The sequence below is a fragment of the Nisaea sp. genome, assembly GCF_017640745.1.
GTDB lineage: Bacteria > Pseudomonadota > Alphaproteobacteria > Thalassobaculales > Thalassobaculaceae > Nisaea.
This window is the reverse complement of sequence record NZ_JAEPQA010000003.1, coordinates 1-20182: the sequence shown is the minus strand read 5'-3', so window position 1 is coordinate 20182 and position 20182 is coordinate 1. Positions and strand designations below refer to the sequence as shown.

General features: G+C 65.2%; 21 protein-coding genes and 1 tRNA gene. 5 read left to right on the top strand and 17 right to left on the bottom strand.

What is annotated here, in order from left to right:
• Positions 1 to 20: 20 nt before the first annotated feature.
• The 6 genes from JJ959_RS03290 to JJ959_RS03265 form a co-directional block, all read right to left on the bottom strand.
• Positions 21 to 1088, bottom strand: coding sequence for an aromatic ring-hydroxylating dioxygenase subunit alpha (locus JJ959_RS03290; RefSeq protein WP_292879840.1), 1068 nt, complete (start codon positions 1086 to 1088; stop codon positions 21 to 23).
• Between the two features lie 43 nt (positions 1089 to 1131).
• Entirely contained in the window at positions 1132 to 1467 is a 336-nt protein-coding gene (locus tag JJ959_RS03285; RefSeq protein ID WP_292879839.1) for a TraR/DksA family transcriptional regulator, read from the bottom strand.
• 25 nt (positions 1468 to 1492) lie between these two features.
• Positions 1493 to 2515, bottom strand: coding sequence for a flagellar motor switch protein FliG (gene fliG / locus JJ959_RS03280; protein ID WP_292879838.1), 1023 nt, complete (start codon positions 2513 to 2515; stop codon positions 1493 to 1495).
• Positions 2516 to 2614: 99 nt separating this feature from the next.
• Positions 2615 to 3427 (bottom strand): universal stress protein, encoded by an 813-nt coding sequence (locus tag JJ959_RS03275; protein WP_292879837.1) that lies wholly within the window; start codon positions 3425 to 3427, stop codon positions 2615 to 2617.
• A gap of 227 nt (positions 3428 to 3654) precedes the next feature.
• Positions 3655 to 4527 carry a DUF547 domain-containing protein gene (locus JJ959_RS03270; protein ID WP_292879836.1) on the bottom strand — a complete coding sequence of 291 codons (873 nt, stop codon included), beginning with the start codon at positions 4525 to 4527 and terminating at the stop codon, positions 3655 to 3657.
• Positions 4524 to 5327, bottom strand: a complete 804-nt coding sequence (locus tag JJ959_RS03265) for a fumarylacetoacetate hydrolase family protein (RefSeq protein ID WP_292879835.1) — start codon at positions 5325 to 5327, stop codon at positions 4524 to 4526. Before JJ959_RS03265 ends, JJ959_RS03270 begins: the two co-directional genes overlap by 4 nt.
• A gap of 149 nt (positions 5328 to 5476) precedes the next feature.
• Here JJ959_RS03265 and JJ959_RS03260 point away from each other — a divergent pair, with 149 nt between their 5' ends.
• From JJ959_RS03260 to JJ959_RS03250, 3 genes are all read left to right on the top strand, one after another.
• Complete coding sequence (locus JJ959_RS03260; RefSeq protein ID WP_292879834.1) at positions 5477 to 6289, top strand: formate/nitrite transporter family protein; 813 nt, start codon at positions 5477 to 5479, stop codon at positions 6287 to 6289.
• 188 nt (positions 6290 to 6477) lie between these two features.
• Positions 6478 to 6867: a hypothetical protein gene (locus tag JJ959_RS03255; protein WP_292879833.1), complete on the top strand. Its 390-nt coding sequence runs from the start codon at positions 6478 to 6480 to the stop codon at positions 6865 to 6867.
• A 67-nt stretch (positions 6868 to 6934) separates the two neighbouring features.
• Positions 6935 to 7011: transfer RNA gene (locus JJ959_RS03250), tRNA-Arg, on the top strand.
• 39 nt (positions 7012 to 7050) lie between these two features.
• Here JJ959_RS03250 and JJ959_RS03245 read toward each other — a convergent pair.
• The gene (locus JJ959_RS03245; protein ID WP_292879832.1) at positions 7051 to 7596 is read right to left on the bottom strand and encodes a LuxR C-terminal-related transcriptional regulator; all 546 of its coding nucleotides are present in this window, start codon (positions 7594 to 7596) and stop codon (positions 7051 to 7053) included.
• A 142-nt stretch (positions 7597 to 7738) separates the two neighbouring features.
• Between JJ959_RS03245 and JJ959_RS03240 the strand changes: the two genes are divergently transcribed.
• Positions 7739 to 8482 carry a calcium-binding protein gene (locus tag JJ959_RS03240; protein WP_292879831.1) on the top strand — a complete coding sequence of 248 codons (744 nt, stop codon included), beginning with the start codon at positions 7739 to 7741 and terminating at the stop codon, positions 8480 to 8482.
• A 19-nt stretch (positions 8483 to 8501) separates the two neighbouring features.
• Here JJ959_RS03240 and JJ959_RS03235 read toward each other — a convergent pair whose 3' ends face one another.
• Genes JJ959_RS03235 through JJ959_RS03210 form a run of 6 tightly spaced genes read right to left on the bottom strand, consistent with a single transcriptional unit; the run spans position 8502 to position 13638 of the window.
• A complete protein-coding gene (locus JJ959_RS03235) occupies positions 8502 to 9392 on the bottom strand; it encodes an NAD(P)-dependent oxidoreductase (protein WP_292879830.1) in 891 nt (296 codons plus the stop codon).
• A 49-nt stretch (positions 9393 to 9441) separates the two neighbouring features.
• Positions 9442 to 10554, bottom strand: coding sequence for a CaiB/BaiF CoA-transferase family protein (locus JJ959_RS03230; RefSeq protein ID WP_292879829.1), 1113 nt, complete (start codon positions 10552 to 10554; stop codon positions 9442 to 9444).
• Positions 10555 to 10557: 3 nt separating this feature from the next.
• Positions 10558 to 11334, bottom strand: a complete 777-nt coding sequence (locus tag JJ959_RS03225; protein ID WP_292879828.1) for an NAD(P)H-dependent oxidoreductase — start codon at positions 11332 to 11334, stop codon at positions 10558 to 10560.
• A 14-nt stretch (positions 11335 to 11348) separates the two neighbouring features.
• Positions 11349 to 12506, bottom strand: a complete 1158-nt coding sequence (locus JJ959_RS03220) for an acyl-CoA dehydrogenase family protein (protein ID WP_292879827.1) — start codon at positions 12504 to 12506, stop codon at positions 11349 to 11351.
• Between the two features lie 11 nt (positions 12507 to 12517).
• On the bottom strand, positions 12518 to 13102 hold the full coding sequence (locus JJ959_RS03215) for a thiamine pyrophosphate-dependent enzyme (protein ID WP_292879826.1): 585 nt from the start codon (positions 13100 to 13102) through the stop codon (positions 12518 to 12520).
• Positions 13102 to 13638, bottom strand: coding sequence for a thiamine pyrophosphate-binding protein (locus JJ959_RS03210; protein WP_292879825.1), 537 nt, complete (start codon positions 13636 to 13638; stop codon positions 13102 to 13104). Before JJ959_RS03210 ends, JJ959_RS03215 begins: the two co-directional genes overlap by 1 nt.
• Before the next feature lie 107 nt (positions 13639 to 13745).
• Here JJ959_RS03210 and JJ959_RS03205 point away from each other — a divergent pair, with 107 nt between their 5' ends.
• Positions 13746 to 14684 carry a LysR substrate-binding domain-containing protein gene (locus JJ959_RS03205; RefSeq protein WP_292879824.1) on the top strand — a complete coding sequence of 313 codons (939 nt, stop codon included), beginning with the start codon at positions 13746 to 13748 and terminating at the stop codon, positions 14682 to 14684.
• 51 nt (positions 14685 to 14735) lie between these two features.
• Here JJ959_RS03205 and katG read toward each other — a convergent pair whose 3' ends face one another.
• From katG to JJ959_RS03185, 4 genes are all read right to left on the bottom strand, one after another.
• Positions 14736 to 16889 (bottom strand): catalase/peroxidase HPI, encoded by a 2154-nt coding sequence (gene katG, locus JJ959_RS03200; RefSeq protein WP_292879823.1) that lies wholly within the window; start codon positions 16887 to 16889, stop codon positions 14736 to 14738.
• Positions 16890 to 17120: 231 nt separating this feature from the next.
• Positions 17121 to 18413 (bottom strand): FAD-dependent oxidoreductase, encoded by a 1293-nt coding sequence (locus JJ959_RS03195; RefSeq protein ID WP_292879822.1) that lies wholly within the window; start codon positions 18411 to 18413, stop codon positions 17121 to 17123.
• A gap of 5 nt (positions 18414 to 18418) precedes the next feature.
• Complete coding sequence (locus JJ959_RS03190; protein ID WP_292879821.1) at positions 18419 to 19180, bottom strand: DUF1028 domain-containing protein; 762 nt, start codon at positions 19178 to 19180, stop codon at positions 18419 to 18421.
• A 113-nt stretch (positions 19181 to 19293) separates the two neighbouring features.
• Positions 19294 to 20073, bottom strand: coding sequence for an ABC transporter permease subunit (locus JJ959_RS03185; protein ID WP_292879820.1), 780 nt, complete (start codon positions 20071 to 20073; stop codon positions 19294 to 19296).
• Positions 20074 to 20182 lie beyond the last annotated feature (109 nt).

Here is a 20182-nt window from a genome sequence, read left to right as displayed (position 1 = left end):
GCGCCGCGACCGGGCCGAGGTCAACTCCGCCAGCGCAGCACCGTGTCGCGCACCGGATTATCGAAGGCCCCGCCCTCCTTGCGCCAGGTCTCGAAGGATTTCTTCAGGCGGAAATACCATTTCGCCTGGATGTCCGAGTCGTTGATCAGCATGAGCTGCGGGTTGAAGGCGAGCCCGCGCTGCTGCTTGACCACCACATCCCTGTCCTGCCCGAGAAAGCGCTTCACCAGCGGGATCAGCAGCGGCTTCAGCGGCGAGAGCCATGGCGCCGTCCAGTAGACCATGTGATGGACCTCGGTCTGCATCGGGCCGATCGGCGTCACGCAGGTCAGGTTGCAGAGCTGATAGCGCCCGGCGATGATGTGCTCTACCCGGATACCCGGCAGGCGGAAGCGGATCTCGGTCGTGATCTCGCCGCCGAGGATCTTGTAGGCGGCCGCGTTCTTCGACGGCGGATGGCGCTTCATGGCGAAACCGAATTCGGACGGGCCGAACTCCTTGGCCTTGTCGTGCATGCTCTTCTCGTCGCGCCAGAGGATGCTCTTGTGCACATAGGGCCCGTGCGCCGGATCCATCAGGCCGATGACCGCATGGTCGATATGACATGGGAAGTCCATGCTGACCTGGATGTTCGGTACCCCGGCGAAATCCGGAATGTCCGGCAGTCCCGGATCCGGCAGGTCCGACGGCAGCGACTTGGCATCGGGCCGGGCCATGAAGATCCAGAGCCCGCCATGCTTCTCCACCAGCGGATAGTTCCGCACCCGGATCCGGGTCGAATCGAAATCCTGCTCCGTCGTGATCGACGGGATCAGCGTGCAGGTGCCTTCGCAGTTGAAGCGCCAGCCGTGATAGCAGCACTCGACCTCGTCGCCCACCATGCGGCCGTCGGAGAGCGGGATGCCGCGATGCGGGCAGATATCGCGCAGCGCATAGGCCTTGCCGTCCGCCTGGCGGGCGATCACGACCGGCTCGCCGAGAAGCGTCTTCGCCACCATCTGCCCCGGCTTGAGCGCCGATGCCGGCAGGGCGAAATACCAGAGGTCGCGTAGAAACCCGTCGTCGGTCTTTTGGCTGAGATCGTTCATGGGGCCGGAGAGTGCCAAGGGCGCCGCGGCCCCGCAAGCACCATCATTTGCCGGCACAATCGATACAGGTCGTGACCGCCGGATCGAGTTCGAGGCGCTTCAGGGGAATTTCCTCGCCGCAGGAAACGCAATAGCCGAACTCCGCCTCCTCAATCCGCTCGAGGGCGGTTCTGATGCGCTGCAATTCGAGCCCGCGCCGGCGTTCGGTTTCCTTGGCCATGGCCTGTCCCTGCAAGGCGTCCATCCGCGACAGGCGTCCGACCCGCGCCTGGTCCAGCTCCACCGGTTTCGCGGAGTCGGACGCCGCTTCCATCACGGACTGGATTTCCGCCCGCCGGGCGAGAAGACGTTCGCGGAAATGGTCGAAATCGGACCCCATGACGCCTCCGGCACCCGACAGCGGATCAGTAGACCAGCTGGTCGTCGCCGCCGGAGCCTCCGATGACGAGTTCGCCGCGGTCGGCCAGATCCTTCGCGGCTGTCACCATCGCGGTCTGCGCCTCTTCCACGTCCTTCAGCCGCATCGGCCCGAGCGACTGCATGTCCTCGCGCAGCAGCTTCGCCGCACGCTCCGACATGTTCGAGAAGAAGAGGTCCTTCAGTTCCTCCGAGGCGCCCTTCAGCGCGATCGTCAGCTTGTCCTTGTCCACCGCCCGGAGCAGCGTCTGCACGCCCGCCGGATCGATCCGCGCCAGATCCTCGAAGGTGAACATCAGGCTGCGGATCTTCTCCGCGCTGTCCTTGTTGCGCTCTTCCAGCGCGGAGAGAAAGCGGCTCTCCGTCGCCCGGTCGAGATGGTTGAAGATCTCCGCCATCATCTCGTGCGCGTCGCGCCGGTTGGTGCGCGCGAGGTTGGACATGAACTCGGTGCGCAGCACGCGCTCCACGTCCTTCTCGATCTCCTTGTTCACCGCCTCCATGCGCAGCATGCGCATGACAACTTCCATCGCGAAGTTCTCCGGCAGGATGGAGAGCACCTTGCCGGCATGCGCCTGGCCGATCTTGCCGAGGATGACGGCGACGGTCTGCGGATATTCGTTCTTCAGGTAATTCGCGAGGACCTGCTCGTTCACGTTTGCGAGCTTGTCCCACATGGTGCGGCCGGCCGGACCGCGGATCTCTTCCATGATCTCGTTGACGCGATCGCCGCCGAGCACCTTGGTCAGCAGACGCTCGGTCGAGTCCATGGAGCCGACGAGGGAGCCGGTGGAGGAGACCTGCTCGGCGAACTCCACGAACAGCCGCTCCACGATGTTGGAGCTGACCGTGCCGAGTCCGGCCATGACCTGGGAGACTTCCTTGATCTCCTCATCGTCGAGCAGAGCAAAAATCTTGGCCGCCTGATCTTCCCCAAGCGACATCAGAAGGATCGCGGCCTTCTCCGGTCCGGTAATGCCCCGGTAATCCTCACGGACCCGCATGCCCATGGTGGGAGCCCTCTCTCAGATCAACCCATGCGATTGGGAATCATAACAAATCGGAGCGGCTCATCATAGTCCGGCTCTGACGAACCGGTCCCGCCAGGATCAGTGCGCGAAGATGACCGGGATATCCGATTGCTCGAGCACCTGACGGGTCGCGCCGCCGAAGATCAGCTGCGTCAGGCGGCTTTGCGTATAGGCCCCCTTCAGCATCAGATCGGCTCCGAGATCGCGCGACAGTTCCACCATCTTCGCGCCCGGTCCGTTCGGCGCGTCGGCCTTGTGGGTCGCGGCTTCGATCCCGTGACCGGCGAAATAGTTCTGCAGCGCCTTTCCGTCCGGACCGGCCGTGTACCAGCCTTCCAGCTCGACGATATGCACGGATTTCGCCGCCTTCAGCGCGCCGAGGCTCTGGCCGATCAGGCGCGCCGTCTCGGTGCTGCGGTTCCAGGCGATGACAACGGTATCGCCGAACGGCTTGCTCCAGCCTTCCGGCACCAGCATGACCGGCCGTCCGCCCTCGAAAAGGGCCATCTCGAAGAGTGTCTGCCAATGCGGGCTCTTGCTCGCCCGCGCCACCACGGTGATATCGAAGACCCGCGATTCCTCGCCGATCTGACGCCAGTTGGAAAGCCGTTGCATGTCGACAGAGATCCGGGACGCGAGGTCCGCCGCGAGTCCATCTTTCAGGGTCGCGAACTGACCCTGTGCCTGCTCGCGCTGAGCCGCGACCTCCTCGTCGATGCCCTCGTAGGAGACAACGCCGCCGCTCATCGGATCGACGATCACCGGATCCGGGAGCCGGGGATAAAAGAGGGCCGTGACCTTACCGTCGAACCGGCTCGCGAACTGGGCGGCCGCCGCGACCGGCGTGACATCGGCATTGTCAGACCCGAACGGGAGAAGGACTTGTTTCATTGCATGCGTCTCCTTGCCAGACCGGTTGTGCTGCGGCGGTGATGCCTTTGAAAGACAGTAGCGCGTCAAGAGCGAGGGCGGGACAGAATTTCGTCCCAGTGGAAAGAGCCCCCACTCAACCCGATTGCGGCGGCAAGATCAAATCCGGACTGAAAATATGTTCTCGCCTGCCCGTGATGGACCAACGCGAAGCCTCCCCCGAATGTTCCGGCGTGCAAAGCGGACCCTCAGATCTTTCCGAGGCTGCCGGTCGCGTCGTTGAGCGACCAGTCGAACGCGTAGTCGAGAACGAGGTCCTCGCGCAAGAGCGGCCTCAGCCCCGGCAGAGCATAGAGCCTCAGATGTGCCAGGACCGCCTCGCGCGTGCCCCCGAAATCCTCCGCGTACCAGTCGTAGATGGCGGACAGCATCGCCTTGCCGTCGCCGACCCAGACGCCACGCGGATGATTGACGAAATCGAGCGCCTGCTCATCGAGCAGCCTGTCGACATTGGTCCCGGTAAAAGCCTCGCCGAGCAGACCAGGCGACCCGATGGCACCGTAGCAGAGGCCGTAATGCACCCGCCCGTCCCGCCAATAGGCACGCAGGATCCGGTCGCGGATATCGGCGAGGCTGAGGCGCTGCCTTTCGACCTCGACGATCGGCCGGTTCCAGGGCGTTCCGTCGCCGAAATCGATGTCGCGGATCGAGAGCACCAGATAGGTCCGCTCGATCAGGCGGACCACCAGCGCATTGTGAAGGTTCAGCCAGAAGGCATATTGCTCAGGACGGTCGAGACTGCCGACCGGGGTTGCGGCAAGCAGCGCGAGATATTCGTCGAGCAGTTCCAGCTCGGCACTCGCCACCTCTCCGTAGGGCAGCAGCGGCACCCGGTCCGAACGCAGCCGGCGATAGGTTCGCAGGAATCGGTCCCAGAGACTGTGATCGACCAGGCGCTGCGAGCCGGGGCTGTGCGCCCGCCAGTGTTCCAGCGGCCGCACCGGACCCGGCCGGAAGGGACGGTCCGCGCGATAGGCGCCGAGACCGGAGCAGCCACCGAGCGCCGCCGCCATCAATCCCGCCAGCACCTGCCTGCGGGCCGGCGCGCGAGATCCGGTCATGGCGAGATGGTCAACCGGACCTCGCCCACGCCCTCGACCCCGTACCGGAATGCCTCCCCAGCCGCCGGAAATCGCGTCTTCATGGTCGAACCGGTCATCACGATCATGCCGGCCGATAGCGGACGGCCCTGCGTCCCGAGCTCGTTCGCCGCCCAGGCCAGCGCGTTCAGCGGACTGCCGAGCGCCGCCCCGGTGGTCGCCGTCTCGACCTCGCCATTCGCCTCGAGCCGCGCCGGGGTGGCGGCAAGATCGAGCCCACGCCAGTCTGCGACCGGCGTGCCGAGTATGACGCCCGCGCTCCAGGCATTGTCGGCAACCAGGGAGAGGGCATCGAAATTCTCGTAGACCGCGTTGCGGTCCTCGACCAGTTCGAAGGCGGGAATCACCGCATCGACGAAGGGCGCAATGCTTTCGGCGTCATACCGCGCCGGTGCCGCAGGCACATCGCGGCCGAGCCGGAGCGCCAGTTCGAACTCGATGCCGACGCGCTGGAAGGTGGCGAGAGAGATCGCCGCCGAAGAGGCATGCACCGTGTCGTCGAAGATGGCGCCGAGCAGCGGATGGCCGACGCCGACGAAATCCTGCATCGCCTTGGAGGTCAGAGCGATCTTGTAGCCGGCGATCCCGGCGCCCGAGGCCTCCCGGCGCTGGGCGATGAAAGCCTCTTGCGCCCGGTAGGCCTCTGCCATGTCCGCGAGCGCCAGTTCGCCGGTCAGGGTGTGGTAGGGCGTCCGGGACGCATGTTCCGCCAGAAGATGCCTGGCGATCGCCCGTTCCTTTTCGATAGTCCCGCCGGTCATGCTCGGTCCCTCCATCGCGCGCGCGTGGCGGCAGTCTCTCCGATCCGGGACCGCCCCACAAGCCCGGCCGCCGCTTGACCCGCGGCCCGGTCATGTCACTCTTCGGCAAGGGAAGTCATGTGCGGACGTCTGGATATGGGGGAGTGAAGATGGCGCAAGAGGAAACCGGGTCGGATGCGCAGCCGTCGGCCTTCGAGGCCCACACGCCGGCAAGGATCGCCGAGCTCGTCGAGACCTCCGGCGTCGGCAAGGCGCACCTCCCGGCCCTGAAGATCCTGCTCCTCGCAGTCCTCGCCGGCGCCTTCATTTCCTTCGGCGCCATGGTCTTCACCGTGACCGTCACCGGGAGCGATCTCGGTCTCGGCCCGACCCGGCTGCTCGGCGGCCTCGCCTTTTCCCTCGGGCTCGTCCTCGTCGTTGTCGGCGGCGCCGAGCTCTTCACCGGCAACAGCCTGATGGTGATGGCCTGGGTCGACGGAAAGATCGGGATATCCGCGCTCGCCCGGAACTGGGGGCTGGTCTATCTCGGCAACCTGGCGGGCGCGGTCGCCACCGCCTTCATTGCCTGGCGCGCCGGCGTGCTCGAGATCGGCGGCGGGGCGGTTCTGGAAACCGCCTCACGCATCGCCCTTGGCAAATTCGAACTTTCATTCGAACAAGCTTTCTGGCGCGGCCTGCTCTGCAACGTTCTGGTTTGTCTCGCGGTCTGGCTCTGCGTCGCGGCCCGGTCGGTGCCGGGGAAAATTCTCGCCATCCTGTTCCCGATCAGCGCCTTCGTCGCGATCGGCCTCGAACACTCGATCGCGAACATGTACTTCCTGCCTCTGGCCGCGTTTGCAGGCGTTGCCGAGGCGACGATTGCAGCAATCGCCGGCAATATCCTGCCCGTCACCCTCGGCAACATGGTTGGCGGCGGCGGATTCGTCGCCTTCATCTACTGGATGATCTATCGCCGCCCGTAGCCCATTGCCGTCTACCTTTGCGGTAGTTTTTCAGAGACACAGGTCGCTCGCGCCGGACCGTCCAAAGCGGCGAACGGAAAAACAAAGCGCAACCAGTGCGCATTTTTTGCTGGAAACCGAATTCATCCGAACCTAAGTTAACAACGTTGATGTGCAACGATTCCTGTGAGGATTCAGGACCGACGGATATGGTCATCAAGGGCAAGGTCAAGAAATCGATCAAAAAACAGCTTCGCGAGCAGGGCTACGCGGAGGTGGACCTGACGCTCGACCAGATCCAGAAGCTGCACCTGATCAACGACGATCGCGGCACGGACCGGCAGAACGACCGCTTCTGGCGCCTGGTGCGCGCGATCCGCGACCACGGCTACGCCTCCTCCGACCCGCTCCGCATCTTCTATCTCGACGACAGTTTTGTGCTGGTCGACGGCGGCCACCGCCTCTCCGCCGCCCGCAAGGTCGCCGAGGAGTGGCTCTCGAACCTGTTCCGGGAAAAGGTGCATTACATCAGCTGCCTGGTGACGCCGGGTCCGCTTGAGAGCGTGGATCTCAACGACAACCGGGCGCCGGCGGAATAAGCGTTGCAGACGATCCCGCTCCGCCATTGGCAAGCGCGGAACGGTCCTGTATCACTTCGTCCCGTGCGACCCCGTAGCTCAGCAGGATAGAGCAACAGATTCCTAATCTGTAGGTCACAGGTTCGAATCCTGTCGGGGTCGCCAGTTTTCCGCCATTCCGCCCCCGTCAGTCCGGACCGCTCCTCACGTCTCCACGTTCGCGACGTCGATGAATTCGTCCAGCACGCTGCTCATCAGCTCGGTGCGCGACGAGACGCCGATCTTGCGGAAGATCGAGGAGGACTGGGCCTTCACCGTTCCGGGAGCGGTGTTCCGGGCGCCCGCGATGTCGTTGATGCTGAGTCCCTTGATGATCAGGAGCGTCACGTCCTTCTCGGCGGGCGTCAGGTTCCAGCCGTCGAACTTCTCCGACAGGACCTGCTCGAAACTGCCTCTGAGCGAGGCGATGGTCTGCTGGTTCCGGTCGGTCTCGCGGCGCAGGAAGACGACATAGCCGCGGAGCAGCCAGGCACCGTAGCCGAGCCCGACGACAGCCAGGATCTCGAAGGCCAGATGCACGGACTCCCCGGTACCGTATCCGCTGCCTTCGCCCAGATGCTCCCGGAGATCCCAGACGACATCGAAGGCGAAGAACAGCATGCAGGCCAGCAGGCTCGCGGCAGCGGCAATCACGGCAGTGGTGCGCGGGTGGGACTTGCCGGTCGGTTCGGGCCGTTCTCCAGTCTGCAAGACGTCCTCCGTCGGTCATACGACTTTGGATTATGCCCCCGGAACCGGCGGCAAACAAACCCGCGTCCAATAGAGGAGCCGGACAGATCGACGCATCTTCCTCCCAACACTGACAACGAATGTCCGCAGAGAGGAGAACGCCATGTCCGGCTACGAACAGTATGAGGACGAACTCTACCGCTTCCACCTCGAGGATCACGACGAGCATGACAGCTACGATGACCACGATGATGAGGACGACGATCATCACCGGGACGACCGCGAGGACGACAGGTCTCACGCAGAGGATGATGACATCTCCGGCCACGACGGCCATGACGAGCTCCGCGGCCTCGACGGCGACGACAGCATCCATGGCATGGACGGGAGCGACCTGATCTATGGCAACCGGGGCAACGACCACGTGTACGGCGAGAATGGCGACGACGTCATCTTCACCGGGCAGAACGACGATATCGCCGAAGGCGGTGCCGGCAACGATGTGATCTACGGAAATTTCGGCAATGACAATCTGATCGGCGATGCCGGGAACGACTGGATCCACGGCGGCCGCGATCAGGACACGATCTCCGGAGGTGACGGCGACGACACGCTGAACGGCGGTGTCGGCAACGACCTTCTCATCGGCGGCACGGGCGCGGACGTCTTCACCTTTTCCGGCCGTTCCGGCAACGACACCATCTTCGATTTCAATGCCGCGGAAGGCGACAGGATCGTCTGGGTCCGCACCCCGGATCAGGCGCAGACCTCGGTCGAGGACCTGCTCCGGACCGCGTCCCAGACGGAGACGGGCGACGCCGTCGTCGCGCTCGGCGACGGCAATACGGTCACGCTGATCGGTGTCGCGCCGGCAAACCTCGCCGCATCCGACTTCCTGCTGGTCTGATCGGCGCCCGCCTCGCGGTTCAGAGACCGTTGAGGCGGCCGAGCACGTCCATCAGCTTCGGCACATGGGTCTTGCCCTCGCCCTGGGCATTGGCGAGGGCATAGATCTGCTGCACGGTCGCACCGATCGGGGCCGTCGCCCCCGCATCCGCGGCGACGCGGTTGTAATAGGAGACGTCCTTCAGCGCGTTCTCGATGGCGAATTGCAGCCCGCTCGCATCGCCCTTCAGCGGCCAGTCCATGACCTTCTGGAAGAGCGCGTTGTTGAGCGCGCCGGCGGAGATCAGCTCGTGCAGGTCCTCCACGCTGACGCCCGCCTTGCGGGCGGTCGTCACCGCCTCCGCGAAGAGCGCGACCATGCTCATGGACATGAAGTTGTTGATCAGCTTGAGACTGTGCGCGGCGCCGAGCGGCCCGACATGGAAGATGTTCCTGCCGAAACAGGCGATGGCGGGGCGCGCCGTCTCCAGAACCTCCTCCGGGCCGCCAACCAGCACGTTCAGCGTCCCGGCCTCAGCCTCCTTCGGGGTCATGGTGAGCGGCGTGTCGAGCATCCGGACACGCTTTTCCGCCAGCGCAGCGCCGATGCGCTTCGTCTCCATCGGATCGGCCGTGGTCGAATCCGCGACGATGAGGCCCTCGCGCGCGCCCTCGGCGACTCCACCCGGTCCGAGGACCACCTTGTCCACCACCGCCGAGTTCGGCAGGCAGAGGAAGACGATGTCGGACGCCTCGGCCACGACGCGGGGCGTCGTCGCTTCCATCGCCCCGAGCGAGACCAGATGATCGATCGGCTGCCGGTTGCGGTTCCCCATAACCGTCAGGGGAAAGCCCTTCTCGACCAGATTCTTCGCCATGCCGTGCCCCATCAGCCCGGCGCCGATGAAGCCCACACGCAGTTTTCCGCTCATGCCGTTTCCCCCGATTTTGATTGGGAGGCAGCTTAGCGGCTCCGAGGAATTAGGACAGCCCCGGCGCGTCTCCCACCGCCGGCACCGGACCGTAAGCCCGCTCCGCACCGACAAAGATCGCGGCGGGTGCCGGATAGGCAACCGGACCGTTCGGCGTGTCCACGGTGATCCGGCGGAGATGCGGGTGGCTCGAGAGCGCGCCGGTATCGTTGACGCGCGCGAAGGCAATATCCGCTGCGTCGAGTTTCGCCTCCAGCGCCTCGACCGGCAACTTTCCGAACACGCCACCCACCAACGCGTCGGTTTCCGCCCGGTTTTGCACCCGCGCGACATTGGTCGAGAAGCGCGGGTCGGTGATCGCACCCTCGTCTTCCAGCACCTTGCGGCAGAGCACCGCCCATTCCCGCTCGCTCTGGATCGAGATCAGGACCGAGGGACCGTCCGCCGTCGGGAAGACGCCGTAGGGCGCGATGGAAGGATGCCGGAGGCCGAGCCGCTTCGGCGACTTGCCGCCCTCATGGTTCAGCAGCGGCACCGTCATCCAGTCCGCCATGACGTCGAACATGGAGATCCGGATATCCGCCCCCTCCCCGGAAATCGAGCGGGCGATCAGCGCTTCGAGGATCGCGGCATGGGCGGTCTGCCCGGTCGCGATATCGACGATGGAGACACCGACCCGCGCCGGCTCCTCCGGACCGCCGGTCACCGAGCAGAGCCCGGACTCCGCCTGGATCAGCAGATCGTAGGCCTTGCGCGCAGCAAGCGGTCCCTCGTCGCCGTAGCCGCTGATCGAGAGGGTAATGAGCTTCGGATAGGTCCGGCGCAATTCCTCGACCGGAAAGCCGAGGCGGGCAAGAGCTCCCGGCTTCAGGTTCTGCACCAGCACGTCGGCCTCTGCGACGAGTTCGCGGAACGCCTCTTTCCCATCGTCCGCGGCGAGGTTCAACACGACCGATTCCTTGCCGCGATTGAGCCAGACGAAATAGCTGCTCTGGCCCTTCGCCACATCGTCGTAGCCGCGCGCAAAATCGCCCTCCGGCCGCTCGATCTTGATCACCCGCGCGCCCGCATCGGCGAGCCGCGAGGTGCAGAACGGCGCCGCGACCGCCTGTTCCAGCGCGAGCACGGTCAGGCCCTTGAGGGGAAGTGTTCCTGCGGTCACGGACTACTCCAGCTCAAGTTCGCGGCGGCGGCGGATGAAGGGCGAATAAACCGGCGCCCCCGGAACGATGCGGCCATCCTCGCCCCACTCTGCCTTGCGGTTGAAGGGGATCACCGGCCGGCCGTCGAGTCCGGTCAAAGTCATCTTGAAGTCTTCGGCGACTTTCTTCAGACGTGCCTCGACCGTAGCCGGGTCCGAATATCTCAGCCCAGCCTCGACGCCGTAGGCCACGAAATGATCGAGCACCGTGTAACCGAGATAGGCGAGGGAGAAATTGACCGGCCACAGCATCAAGTCGATATCGCCGCTGCGCCCGTCATGCTCGTAGGTCTCGCGGCTGGTCCCCACCGTCACCGACAGCATCGCCCGCTTGCCGACAAAGCGCCCGTTCTCGAAGCGCTTGGTGCTGGTATAGGCCTCGCCATAGGCAAAAACCCGATCCATCCATCCCTTCAGCATTGCCGGCGGCAAATGCCACCACATCGGATACTGGAGGACCAGAAGGTCGGCCGCTTCCATCCGCTCCAGTTCCGCCGTCACGTGCTCCGGCAGGGTACCGTTCGCCGAGGCGTGACGCTGCTCGGCCTGCACGTCGAAGCGCGCCGGGTTCAGCGGGTCGGCGAAATGCTCCGGCCGTTCGGACGGATCGAAGCCCATCGCGTAGAGATCGGAGACCGTCGCGGTCCAGCCCTCGGCCTCCAGCGCCTCGACGCCGGACCGAACGAGATGCGCGTTGTAGGACTGAGGCTCCGGATGCGCGAGGACGAAATGGGCGTGCATGAGGTTGCCCCCCCTCAGAACGAACGCGGCAGGCCGAGGATATGCTCGGCGACGTAGCTCAGGATCAGGTTGGTCGAGATCGGCGCCACCTGGTAGAGCCGGGTCTCGCGGAACTTGCGCTCGACATCGTATTCGCAGGCGAAGCCGAAGCCGCCATGGGTCTGCAGGCAGGCGTTGCCCGCCTCCCAGGAGGCCTTCGCGGCGAGGTATTTCGCCATGTTGGCCTGGGCGCCGCAGGGCTGGTGCGCGTCGAACAGGCGGCAGGCCTCGTAGCGCATCAGGTTCGCGGCCTCGATCTCGATATGCGCCTCGGCAAGCGGGAACTGGACGCCCTGATTCTGCCCGATCGGCCGCCCGAAGACGACGCGGTCCTTGGCATAGGCGGCCGCCTTGTCGACGAACCAGTAGCCGTCGCCGATGCATTCGGCAGCGATCAGCGTGCGCTCGGCATTGAGCCCGTCGAGGATGTATTTAAAGCCCTTGCCCTCCTCGCCGATCAGGTTCTCCGCCGGGATCTCCAGATTGTCGAAGAAGAGCTCGTTGGTCTCGTGGTTCACCATGTTCGGGATCTGGCGCACGGTCATGCCGTTGCCAATCGCCTGGTGCAGGTCGACGATAAAGATCGACATGCCTTCCGACTTCTTCTTCACCTCCTCGAGCGGCGTGGTGCGCGCGAGCAGGATCATCAGGTCGGAATGCTGGATGCGGGAAATCCAGACCTTCTGCCCGTTTACCACATAGCGGTCGCCCTTGCGCTCCGCCTTGGTCTTCAGCTTTGTGGTGTCGGTGCCGGTGGTCGGCTCGGTGACGCCCATGGACTGCAGGCGCAACTCGCCGCTCGCGATCTTCGGCAGGTAGAGCTTCTTCTGCGCCTCCGAGCCGTGCCGGAGCAGCGTGCCCATATTGTACATCTGGCCGTGGCAGGCGCCGGAATTGCCGCCCGCGCGGTTGATCTCCTCCATGATGATGGAGGCTTCGGTAAGGCCGAGACCCGACCCGCCATATTCCTCGGGGATCATGGCGGAGAGCCAGCCGGCTTTGGTCAGCGCGTCGACGAAGGCTTCCGGATAGCCGCGCTTTTCGTCCACCTCGCGGTGATATTCGGGCGGAAACTCGGCGCAGAGCGCGCGGACGGCGTCACGGATGTCCTGGTACTCGTTGGCGGCAGACATGGCCTCTCCTCTCAGATCGTGGAATGGCCGAGGGCGGCCCGGAAACGGTTCTTCACATGGACCGCGTCGCGCGACGGCAGGACGCGCGGCAGCTCGTCCGACCCGATCTTGAGAGCGGCGAAGGAGGTGCCCGCCTTCTCGTGCATGCGGGTGCGCAGCGCGGCAACACCGTCCATGTCCTCGATCACCCGGGTCCAGGGGAAATTGGCCGCCTCGGCGAAACGCGCCAGTTCCAGCCCGTTGCCGGTATGGCTCTTCTGCATCCCGGTCTCGCCGTAATGCCCGTTGTCGAGCACCGCGATGGTGAGGTTCGGCGGCAGCTTCTGGCCGATCGAGGCAAGCGCGCCGAGGCCCATCAGCATCTCGCCGTCACCGGTCAGCACCAGAACCGGCCTGTCCCGCTGGGTCATGGCGAGGCCGAAACCGACCGTCGCGGCGCTGCCCATGGCGGCCCAGAGATAGTAGTTGAGATCGTTGTCGCCGGCGGCCATGGCATCGTAGCTCGGCGAGCCGAGGCCGGTGACGACGAGCAGGTCGCCGCGGTCCTGCAGGAGAGCCGCCGAGGCGGCGCGGCGGTCGAGGAGTTGCTTGCCCATCACTTCACCCACTTCTTCTCACCGATGAGGCTCTGCCCGAGCAGAACGGCCGTCGCCTCATCCCCGTTGAAGGCCATCGTGGCCGCGCCGTGCACCAGATGCGGCACGTCTTCCGGCTTGTCGGCGCGCCAGGTACGGACGCCCATCAGCTTCAGCGCCGCTTCCGTTGCCTGCCCCATCGGGTTCTGCCACGGATTGAACTCCGCCCAGTCGCCCCGCATCGTCACCAGCATCAGCAGCGGAAAGCGCGTCATGGTCTGCAGCGCGAGCGTGTTGAGGCAGTTGCCGACGCCGCTCGACTGCATCAGCAGCGCGCCCCGCTCGCCGCCGAGATGGGCGCCGAGCAGGTAGCCGATGCCCTCCTCCTCGGTGGTCAGCGCCAGCGAGACGATACCGTTGTCGAGTTCCGCGGCGCGGATCGCGGCGGCATGGCCCGCGTCCGGCACATAGACCAGATGGCGGACATCGAAGCTTTTCAGGATCGGCAGGATCTGGTCCTGCCAGGACGGGGCCTTCTCGGCCGGAACTGCGCTCATCTCGCCTCCTCGGACGCGATCATTGTCGGTTCCACCTGAGTAAGGCTCTGCCGAGCAAAATACGAGAAGCATATTTCTTATTCAGATATGCCATGATTATATAGATAATGGATCTGAAGCAGCTGCGCACCTTCCTCACCGTCGCCGAGACCGGCAGCCTCAGCCGGGCGGCCGAACGGCTCAACATCGCCCAGCCCGCGCTCGGCCGGCAGATCCGGCTTCTGGAGGAGGAACTATCGGTCCCGCTCTTCACCCGGCACGGACGCGGCATGATGCCGACGCCCTCCGGAGAGCTGCTGGCCGACCGGGCGACGGCAATCCTCCGCATGGTCGAGGATACCCGCGCCGCGATCTCCTCCGACGCCAACGCGGTAAAGGGCACGGTGAGCCTCGGCGTGCCGCCGACCGTCGGAGAGGTCATCGCAGGCCATCTCGCGGAACGCTTCCTCACCGACTATCCCGAGGTCACGCTGCGCATCGTGCCCGCCTTCAGCGGCTACCTGCTCGACATGATCCAGCGCGGCGAGGCCGATCTCGCCGTGATGTACGAGACCGGCGCGGTGCTGAATGTCCGCTCCGAGCCGCTGATCGAGGAAACGCTCTACCTGATCGGTCCGCCAACCGCTGCGACACCGGAGCCTGCCGAGTTCCGCTCCCTCGCCGGCAGGCCGCTGATCCTGCCCGGCCCGCGCCACGGGCTCCGCAAACTGCTGGAGGCGGCGGCGCGCGAGCATGACATCGCACTCCGGGTCATCGTCGAGGCCGATGCGCTGCAGACCCTGAAGGACCTCGTCGTCCGCGGCCTCGGCTACACGGTACTGCCGCTCGCGGCGGTGCATGCGCAGGTGGAGGCGGGAGAGCTTTCCGCCATCGCGATCCGTTCGCCGACCGTGACCCGCAAGATGGTGCTGGTGCGCTCCCTCGCCCGGCCGGAAACCAACGCGGTCCGCATCTTCGCCGACACTCTGAAAGCCGAGACCGCGGCAATGGTCCGGCAAGGCATGTGGGAAGGCAGCCTGCTGTTCGACGGCACGCCGCCCAAATAGAAACGGCCCGGCCGAATGGCCGGGCCGTCCCCTCTAGATGTCAGTCCGCTATCAGATGTCGAAGCGGCCCGCGTCCATCACCTTGGTCCAGGCCGCGACGAAGTCCTTCACGAACTTCTCCTTGTTGTCGTCCTGGGCATAGACCTCGGCATAGGCACGGAGGATCGAGTTGGAGCCGAAGACGAGATCCATGCGGGTCGCAGTCCACTTCACCGCGCCGGTCTTCCGGTCCTGGATCTCGTAGGTCTTACCCTTCGGAACCCACTTGTAGGCCATGTCGCACAGGTTGACGAAGAAGTCGGTCGTCAGGGCGCCTTCCTTGTCGGTGAAGACGCCATGCTTGGTGCCACCGTGGTTGGTGCCCATCATCCGCATGCCGCCGACGAGGCAGGTCATCTCCGGACCGGTCAGGCCCAGGAGCTGCGCACGGTCGAGCATGATCTCTTCCGGGCTCACCACATATTCGGCCTTCTGCCAGTTCCGGAAACCGTCCGCGAGCGGCTCCATCGAGTCGAAGGAGTCGGCATCGGTCTGCTCCTGGGTCGCGTCGCCGCGGCCCGGGGTGAACGGCACCGAGACGTTGAAGCCGGCGGCCTTGGCGGCCTGCTCGACACCAACGTTACCGGCAAGGACGATCACGTCGGCGAGGCTGGCGCCCGCTTCCTTCGCGATCGGCCCGAGCACGGAGAGAACCTTCTCGAGGCGCTTCGGCTCGTTGCCGTCCCAGTCCTTCTGCGGCGCGAGGCGGATGCGGGCACCGTCGGTGCCGCCCCGCATGTCGGAGCCGCGGTAGGTCCGGGCGCTGTCCCAGGCGGTGGCGACCATCTCGCCCATGGAAAGACCGCTGGCGGCGATCTTCGCCTTGACCGCACCGACGTCGTAGTTCTTCGAGCCCTGCGGAACCGGATCCATCCAGACCAGCTCTTCGGACGGCACGTCCGGACCGAAGTAGCGGGCTTTCGGGCCCATGTCGCGGTGGGTCAGCTTGAACCAGGCGCGGGCGAAGCAATCCGAGAAATAGTCGAAGTCCTTGTAGAACTTCTCGGAGATCTTCCGGTATTCCGGATCCATCTTCATCGCCATGTCGGCGTCGGTCATCATCGGCATCTTGCGCACCGACGGGTCGGACGCGTCGACCGGCATGTCCTCTTCCTTGATGCCGATCGGTTGCCACTGGTTGGCGCCGGCCGGGCTCTTGGTGAGCTCCCACTCGTAGTTCAGCAGCAGGTGCAGATAGCCGTTGTCCCACTTGGTCGGGTTCGCGGTCCAGGCACCCTCGATACCGCTGGTGATGGCCATGTTGGCCTTCGCAGTGCCTTTCGGGTTGGTCCAGCCGAAGCCCTGCTCCTCGAGGCCCGCCGCTTCCGGTTCGGCGCCGAGCGCGCCGGCATCACCGGCACCGTGCGCCTTGCCGACCGTGTGGCCGCCGACGGTCAGAGCGACGGTCTCCTCGTCATTCATCGCCATACGGGCGAAGGTCTCACGCACCTGGGCGGCGGTCTTAAGCGGGTCCGGCTTGCCGTTCACGCCTTCCGGGTTCACGTAGATCAGGCCCATCTGGACCGCGGCGAGCGGGTTTTCCATGGTCGACGGCTTGTCGACGCTGCCGTAGCGGGTGTCGCTCGGCGCCAGCCATTCCTTCTCGGCGCCCCAGTAGACGTCCTTTTCCGGGTGCCAGATGTCCTCGCGGCCGAAGCCGAAGCCGAAGGTCTTCAGGCCCATCGACTCGTAGGCGATGGTGCCGGCGAGGATGTAGAGGTCGGCCCAGCTGACCTTGTTGCCGTACTTTTTCTTCAGCGGCCAGAGCAGACGGCGGGCCTTGTCGAGGCTCGCATTGTCCGGCCAGGAGTTCAGCGGCGCGAAACGGATGTTGCCGGTACCGGCGCCGCCCCGGCCGTCGGCCAGACGATAGGAGCCGGCGGAGTGCCACGCGAGACGGATCATCAGGCCGCCATAGTGACCCCAGTCGGCCGGCCACCACTCCTGGCTCTCGGTCATCAGCGCGTGCATGTCTTTCTTCAGCGCCGCGATGTCGAGCTTCTTCAGCTCTTCGCGATAGTTGAAGTCCTTGCCCATCGGGTTGGACTTGGTGTCGTGCTGATGGAGGATGTCCAGGTTCAGCGCCTTCGGCCACCACTCGGTCGGCGACATTTTCGCCTCGGTATTGCCACCGTGCATCACGGGGCAGGTTTTCATCTCATTCATCGGAGACCCTCCCATCTGGTCAGGATGTAGCTCACAGGAGGTGAGCGCGAATTATAATCATTCTAAAATGCCGTTTTCGCCGCCGAGCGCAAGGGGGATGATTCACTTTTTAGAGAGATTCTGAACTGGCTCAGAATTCAGGTCTGTTCGGCTCGGCGTCGATGCATCGCACGAAGCAGTCGCGACATGGTTTCGACGATTGAGCGGCGACAGCTTACGGCAGTTAGTCACTCATCCACGACGGCGCAAGTCCCGCGCGTCCTGCAAGGACCACCAGCGCGTCATCAAATCGGCGGCCATGCGCGAGAACGGCTTGAACGGCACCTTTGCAAACGGCAGATCGTCGAACGCGGTCTCTGCGTCCTTCTCTCCCAGTATGCGGCGCGCGAGCTTTGCACCGAAATAGAGGCTGCGGGTGACGCCGGAGCCGCAATAGCCACCGGCAAGCCAGACTCCGTCCTCGAATCCGAGATGCGGTGCATGGTCGGGCGTGTAGGCGACGTCACCCGACCAGGCATGGCTGATGCCGACATCCTCAAGCTGCGGGAAGACCCGCAGGATTGCCCTCTTCGTCGCGGCCGCCCGCTCATCCGCGCTGCAGCCGGGACCGCCCATGCGGCCGCCGAAGATGAAGCGTTTGCCATCCGAGGTCGGCCGGTACCACATGAAGATGCGCCCCGACTCGCCGAACATACGGCCTTTCGGCGACAGCTCGGCCATCCGCGCCGCAGGGATTTCCTCCGTCGCGACCGCGCCGGTCTCGATCTGGACCACGCGGCTGTGCATTGCATCGGTGCGACGGTCGGCATAGGCATTGGTCGCGACGACGACGTCACGCGCCCTGACGATCTCACCGCCGCATCTGAGCTCGGTCCCCTCGCCGTCCCGCCGGATACCGGTAACGGGCGTTTCCGGGAACAGCTGCACACCCGCCTCGAGCGCCTTGGCGGCAAGCGCGACGACCAGCTTGCGCGGCTGAATCCCACCGTCACGCTGATAGACGACGCCACCCCGATAAAAGTCGGAACCTATCTCGGCGCGCTGGTCCGCGGCGGATATCATCTCGAACGGTAGCCCGACCGCCTTGTTCAGACGCTCGCATTCCCGCGCCATCGCGTCGTAGTCCGCCACCGTCCGCGCGCCGCGGAACCGTCCGCGCATCTGCAGGTCGCACTCGAGTTTCTCGGCACCGACGAAAGCCTCGAAATGATCGAGCGCATTCATCCCCTCCTGCATGATCGCGTAGGCTTTCGTCTCGCCGTACTTGGCCGTCAATCCGGTCATGCCGAGCTTGTGGAAGCTCGGGCCGACCATTCCGCCATTCCGAGAGGAACAGCCGTGCCCGATCTGCCCGGCCTCGAACAGAGCCACCGATCGGCCGCCACGCGCGAGATGGATCGCCGTCGAGAGCCCGGTAAAACCGCCACCGACCACCACCACATCGATTTCCCGCGGCGGCCGGGCGGCCGGCACGTCAAGTTCCGGCGCCCCCGCTTCGTTCCAGTAGACCCCGTGCTTGACCATGGCCGTCAGCCTTTCACCGTCCAGCTTTCCCGGCTCCGCGCCGTCGGAAACCGGTCCTGCAGACCGAGTTCCTCGATCCGCGCGATGCTGGCGTCGAACAGGCTGCGCATCACCGGCATTGTGTCAGGCCGCAGCGCGACATTGCGGATCGTGTCCTCACGGTCCTTGTAGGACTCGTAGAGCGCGCGGAGGTCGGCCACCGCGTCCGTCCCGGAGATATCGATCCGGAGATCGTAGGTGTCGATCTTGTAGTCTCCGGAAACCTTGAGCGCCGCCGAGCGCAGCGGTCCGAGGATTTCGCCGCCGGCATCGCGACCCGCCTCGAGTGCCGCCATGAGTTTTTCCGCGAGCGGCGCGGCCGGATCGCGGGAGAAAGCCACGACCATGCGCTGGGGCACATCCGGATTGTCGAGAATATTGCCGAGGGCAAGACAGTTGCGGCCCACCGCATGGGCATAGATCGAGTACATCCGCCGGCCGTGATAGAAGGCGGCGCGTCCCTCGCTGTCGAGCGCGCCGACCTGCCGCCATTCGATGTCGTCTGTCGAGGCGCAGACCTTGGCGACGACACGGTCCGCCGACTCGCCGTCTGCCAGCATCGAGATCCCGAGATCGCCGAGCCGGCTGTCGGTGCGGTGCTGGGAGAGCATGGCACCGCGCCCGTGCGCCAGCCGGACGCAGCGCGAGCCGACGGCGAGGTCGGAGGTCGTGATCGCCGCACCGTAAGCGCCCGTGCGCTCGCAGCGGCCGATGATCGAAAAGGTCATGTCTCTCTCCCCGCGCCCGCCTTCACCCGAAGGATTCGAGGCGGCGCGTTCCGTTTTTCGGCGAAGCCGCCGGGCTTGTCACGCATGGGACCTTCCGGAGCGCGAAATCCGCGTCATGCGATCCGTCTGCGCAGCACAACCACGGCGGTTGCCGCCAGCGTGATCATGACTAGGAAGGTCGAGACGGCGGCGATGGTCGGATCGATATTCTCCTGGATACCTTCCCAGATCACCTTCGGCAGCGTGTTCACCGCGCGCACGGTGATGAACAGAACGCCGACGATCTCGTCGAAGCTGACGATGAAGGCGAAGACCGCGCCGGTGAGCATGCCCGGGCGGGCCGCCGGCACGACGACGTTCGTGACCGTCTGCCAGACCGAGGCGCCGAGGCTGCGTGCGGCCTGCGGAATGCGCCGGTCGAGATTGGCGAGGGCCGCGAAGACCGAGATCGAGACATAGGGCAGCGCCAAGAGCGTGTGCGCCAGGATGACGCCGGTATGGGTGTCGATCAGGTCGAGCTTCACCCAGAAGCGGTAGAAGCCGAGCGACTGAACCACCGGCGGCACCAGGATCGGCGTGATCAGCACCCAGCGGGCGATGGTGGCCGCCCGGTCCGAGAGGAACCAGCAGCCGATGGAGAAGGCGGTGCCGAGCACGGTCGCGGCCGCGGCGACCGCAAGACCGACCCAGATGCTGGTCCAGGTCGCGTGCAGCCATTCCGGCGAGGTGAAATAGGACTCGTAGTGCTGCAGCGAGAGATGCTCTTTCGGCAGGCCGATATAGCTGGTGTCGGTCAGCGACACCGGCACGACCACGAGCAGCGGCAGCACGAGGAAGGCCAGCACGAGCCAGGCGCCGGTATTGAAGAAGATGCGGAAGGTCGAGGTCTTCATTACTGGCGTTCCAGCAGGGCGGATTTGAGGTTCACGAAGCGCGCCGCCACCAGCAGCACTAGCGCCGTCGCCACCAGCAGGGCGACCGAAAGCGCGGAGCCGAGCCCCC

Excerpts from the sequence above, each read along its gene's own strand:
- JJ959_RS03290 (WP_292879840.1), bottom strand. The coding sequence starts at position 1,088 with ATGAACGATCTCAGCCAAAAGACCGACGACGGGTTTCTACGCGACCTC.
- JJ959_RS03285 (WP_292879839.1), bottom strand. The coding sequence starts at position 1,467 with ATGGGGTCCGATTTCGACCATTTCCGCGAACGTCTTCTCGCCCGGCGG.
- fliG (WP_292879838.1), bottom strand. The coding sequence starts at position 2,515 with ATGGGCATGCGGGTCCGTGAGGATTACCGGGGCATTACCGGACCGGAG.
- JJ959_RS03275 (WP_292879837.1), bottom strand. The coding sequence starts at position 3,427 with ATGAAACAAGTCCTTCTCCCGTTCGGGTCTGACAATGCCGATGTCACG.
- JJ959_RS03270 (WP_292879836.1), bottom strand. The coding sequence starts at position 4,527 with ATGACCGGATCTCGCGCGCCGGCCCGCAGGCAGGTGCTGGCGGGATTG.
- JJ959_RS03265 (WP_292879835.1), bottom strand. The coding sequence starts at position 5,327 with ATGACCGGCGGGACTATCGAAAAGGAACGGGCGATCGCCAGGCATCTT.
- JJ959_RS03260 (WP_292879834.1), top strand. The coding sequence starts at position 5,477 with ATGGCGCAAGAGGAAACCGGGTCGGATGCGCAGCCGTCGGCCTTCGAG.
- JJ959_RS03255 (WP_292879833.1), top strand. The coding sequence starts at position 6,478 with ATGGTCATCAAGGGCAAGGTCAAGAAATCGATCAAAAAACAGCTTCGC.
- JJ959_RS03240 (WP_292879831.1), top strand. The coding sequence starts at position 7,739 with ATGTCCGGCTACGAACAGTATGAGGACGAACTCTACCGCTTCCACCTC.
- JJ959_RS03235 (WP_292879830.1), bottom strand. The coding sequence starts at position 9,392 with ATGAGCGGAAAACTGCGTGTGGGCTTCATCGGCGCCGGGCTGATGGGG.
- JJ959_RS03225 (WP_292879828.1), bottom strand. The coding sequence starts at position 11,334 with ATGCACGCCCATTTCGTCCTCGCGCATCCGGAGCCTCAGTCCTACAAC.
- JJ959_RS03220 (WP_292879827.1), bottom strand. The coding sequence starts at position 12,506 with ATGTCTGCCGCCAACGAGTACCAGGACATCCGTGACGCCGTCCGCGCG.
- JJ959_RS03215 (WP_292879826.1), bottom strand. The coding sequence starts at position 13,102 with ATGGGCAAGCAACTCCTCGACCGCCGCGCCGCCTCGGCGGCTCTCCTG.
- JJ959_RS03210 (WP_292879825.1), bottom strand. The coding sequence starts at position 13,638 with ATGAGCGCAGTTCCGGCCGAGAAGGCCCCGTCCTGGCAGGACCAGATC.
- JJ959_RS03205 (WP_292879824.1), top strand. The coding sequence starts at position 13,746 with ATGGATCTGAAGCAGCTGCGCACCTTCCTCACCGTCGCCGAGACCGGC.
- katG (WP_292879823.1), bottom strand. The coding sequence starts at position 16,889 with ATGAATGAGATGAAAACCTGCCCCGTGATGCACGGTGGCAATACCGAG.
- JJ959_RS03195 (WP_292879822.1), bottom strand. The coding sequence starts at position 18,413 with ATGGTCAAGCACGGGGTCTACTGGAACGAAGCGGGGGCGCCGGAACTT.
- JJ959_RS03190 (WP_292879821.1), bottom strand. The coding sequence starts at position 19,180 with ATGACCTTTTCGATCATCGGCCGCTGCGAGCGCACGGGCGCTTACGGT.
- JJ959_RS03185 (WP_292879820.1), bottom strand. The coding sequence starts at position 20,073 with ATGAAGACCTCGACCTTCCGCATCTTCTTCAATACCGGCGCCTGGCTC.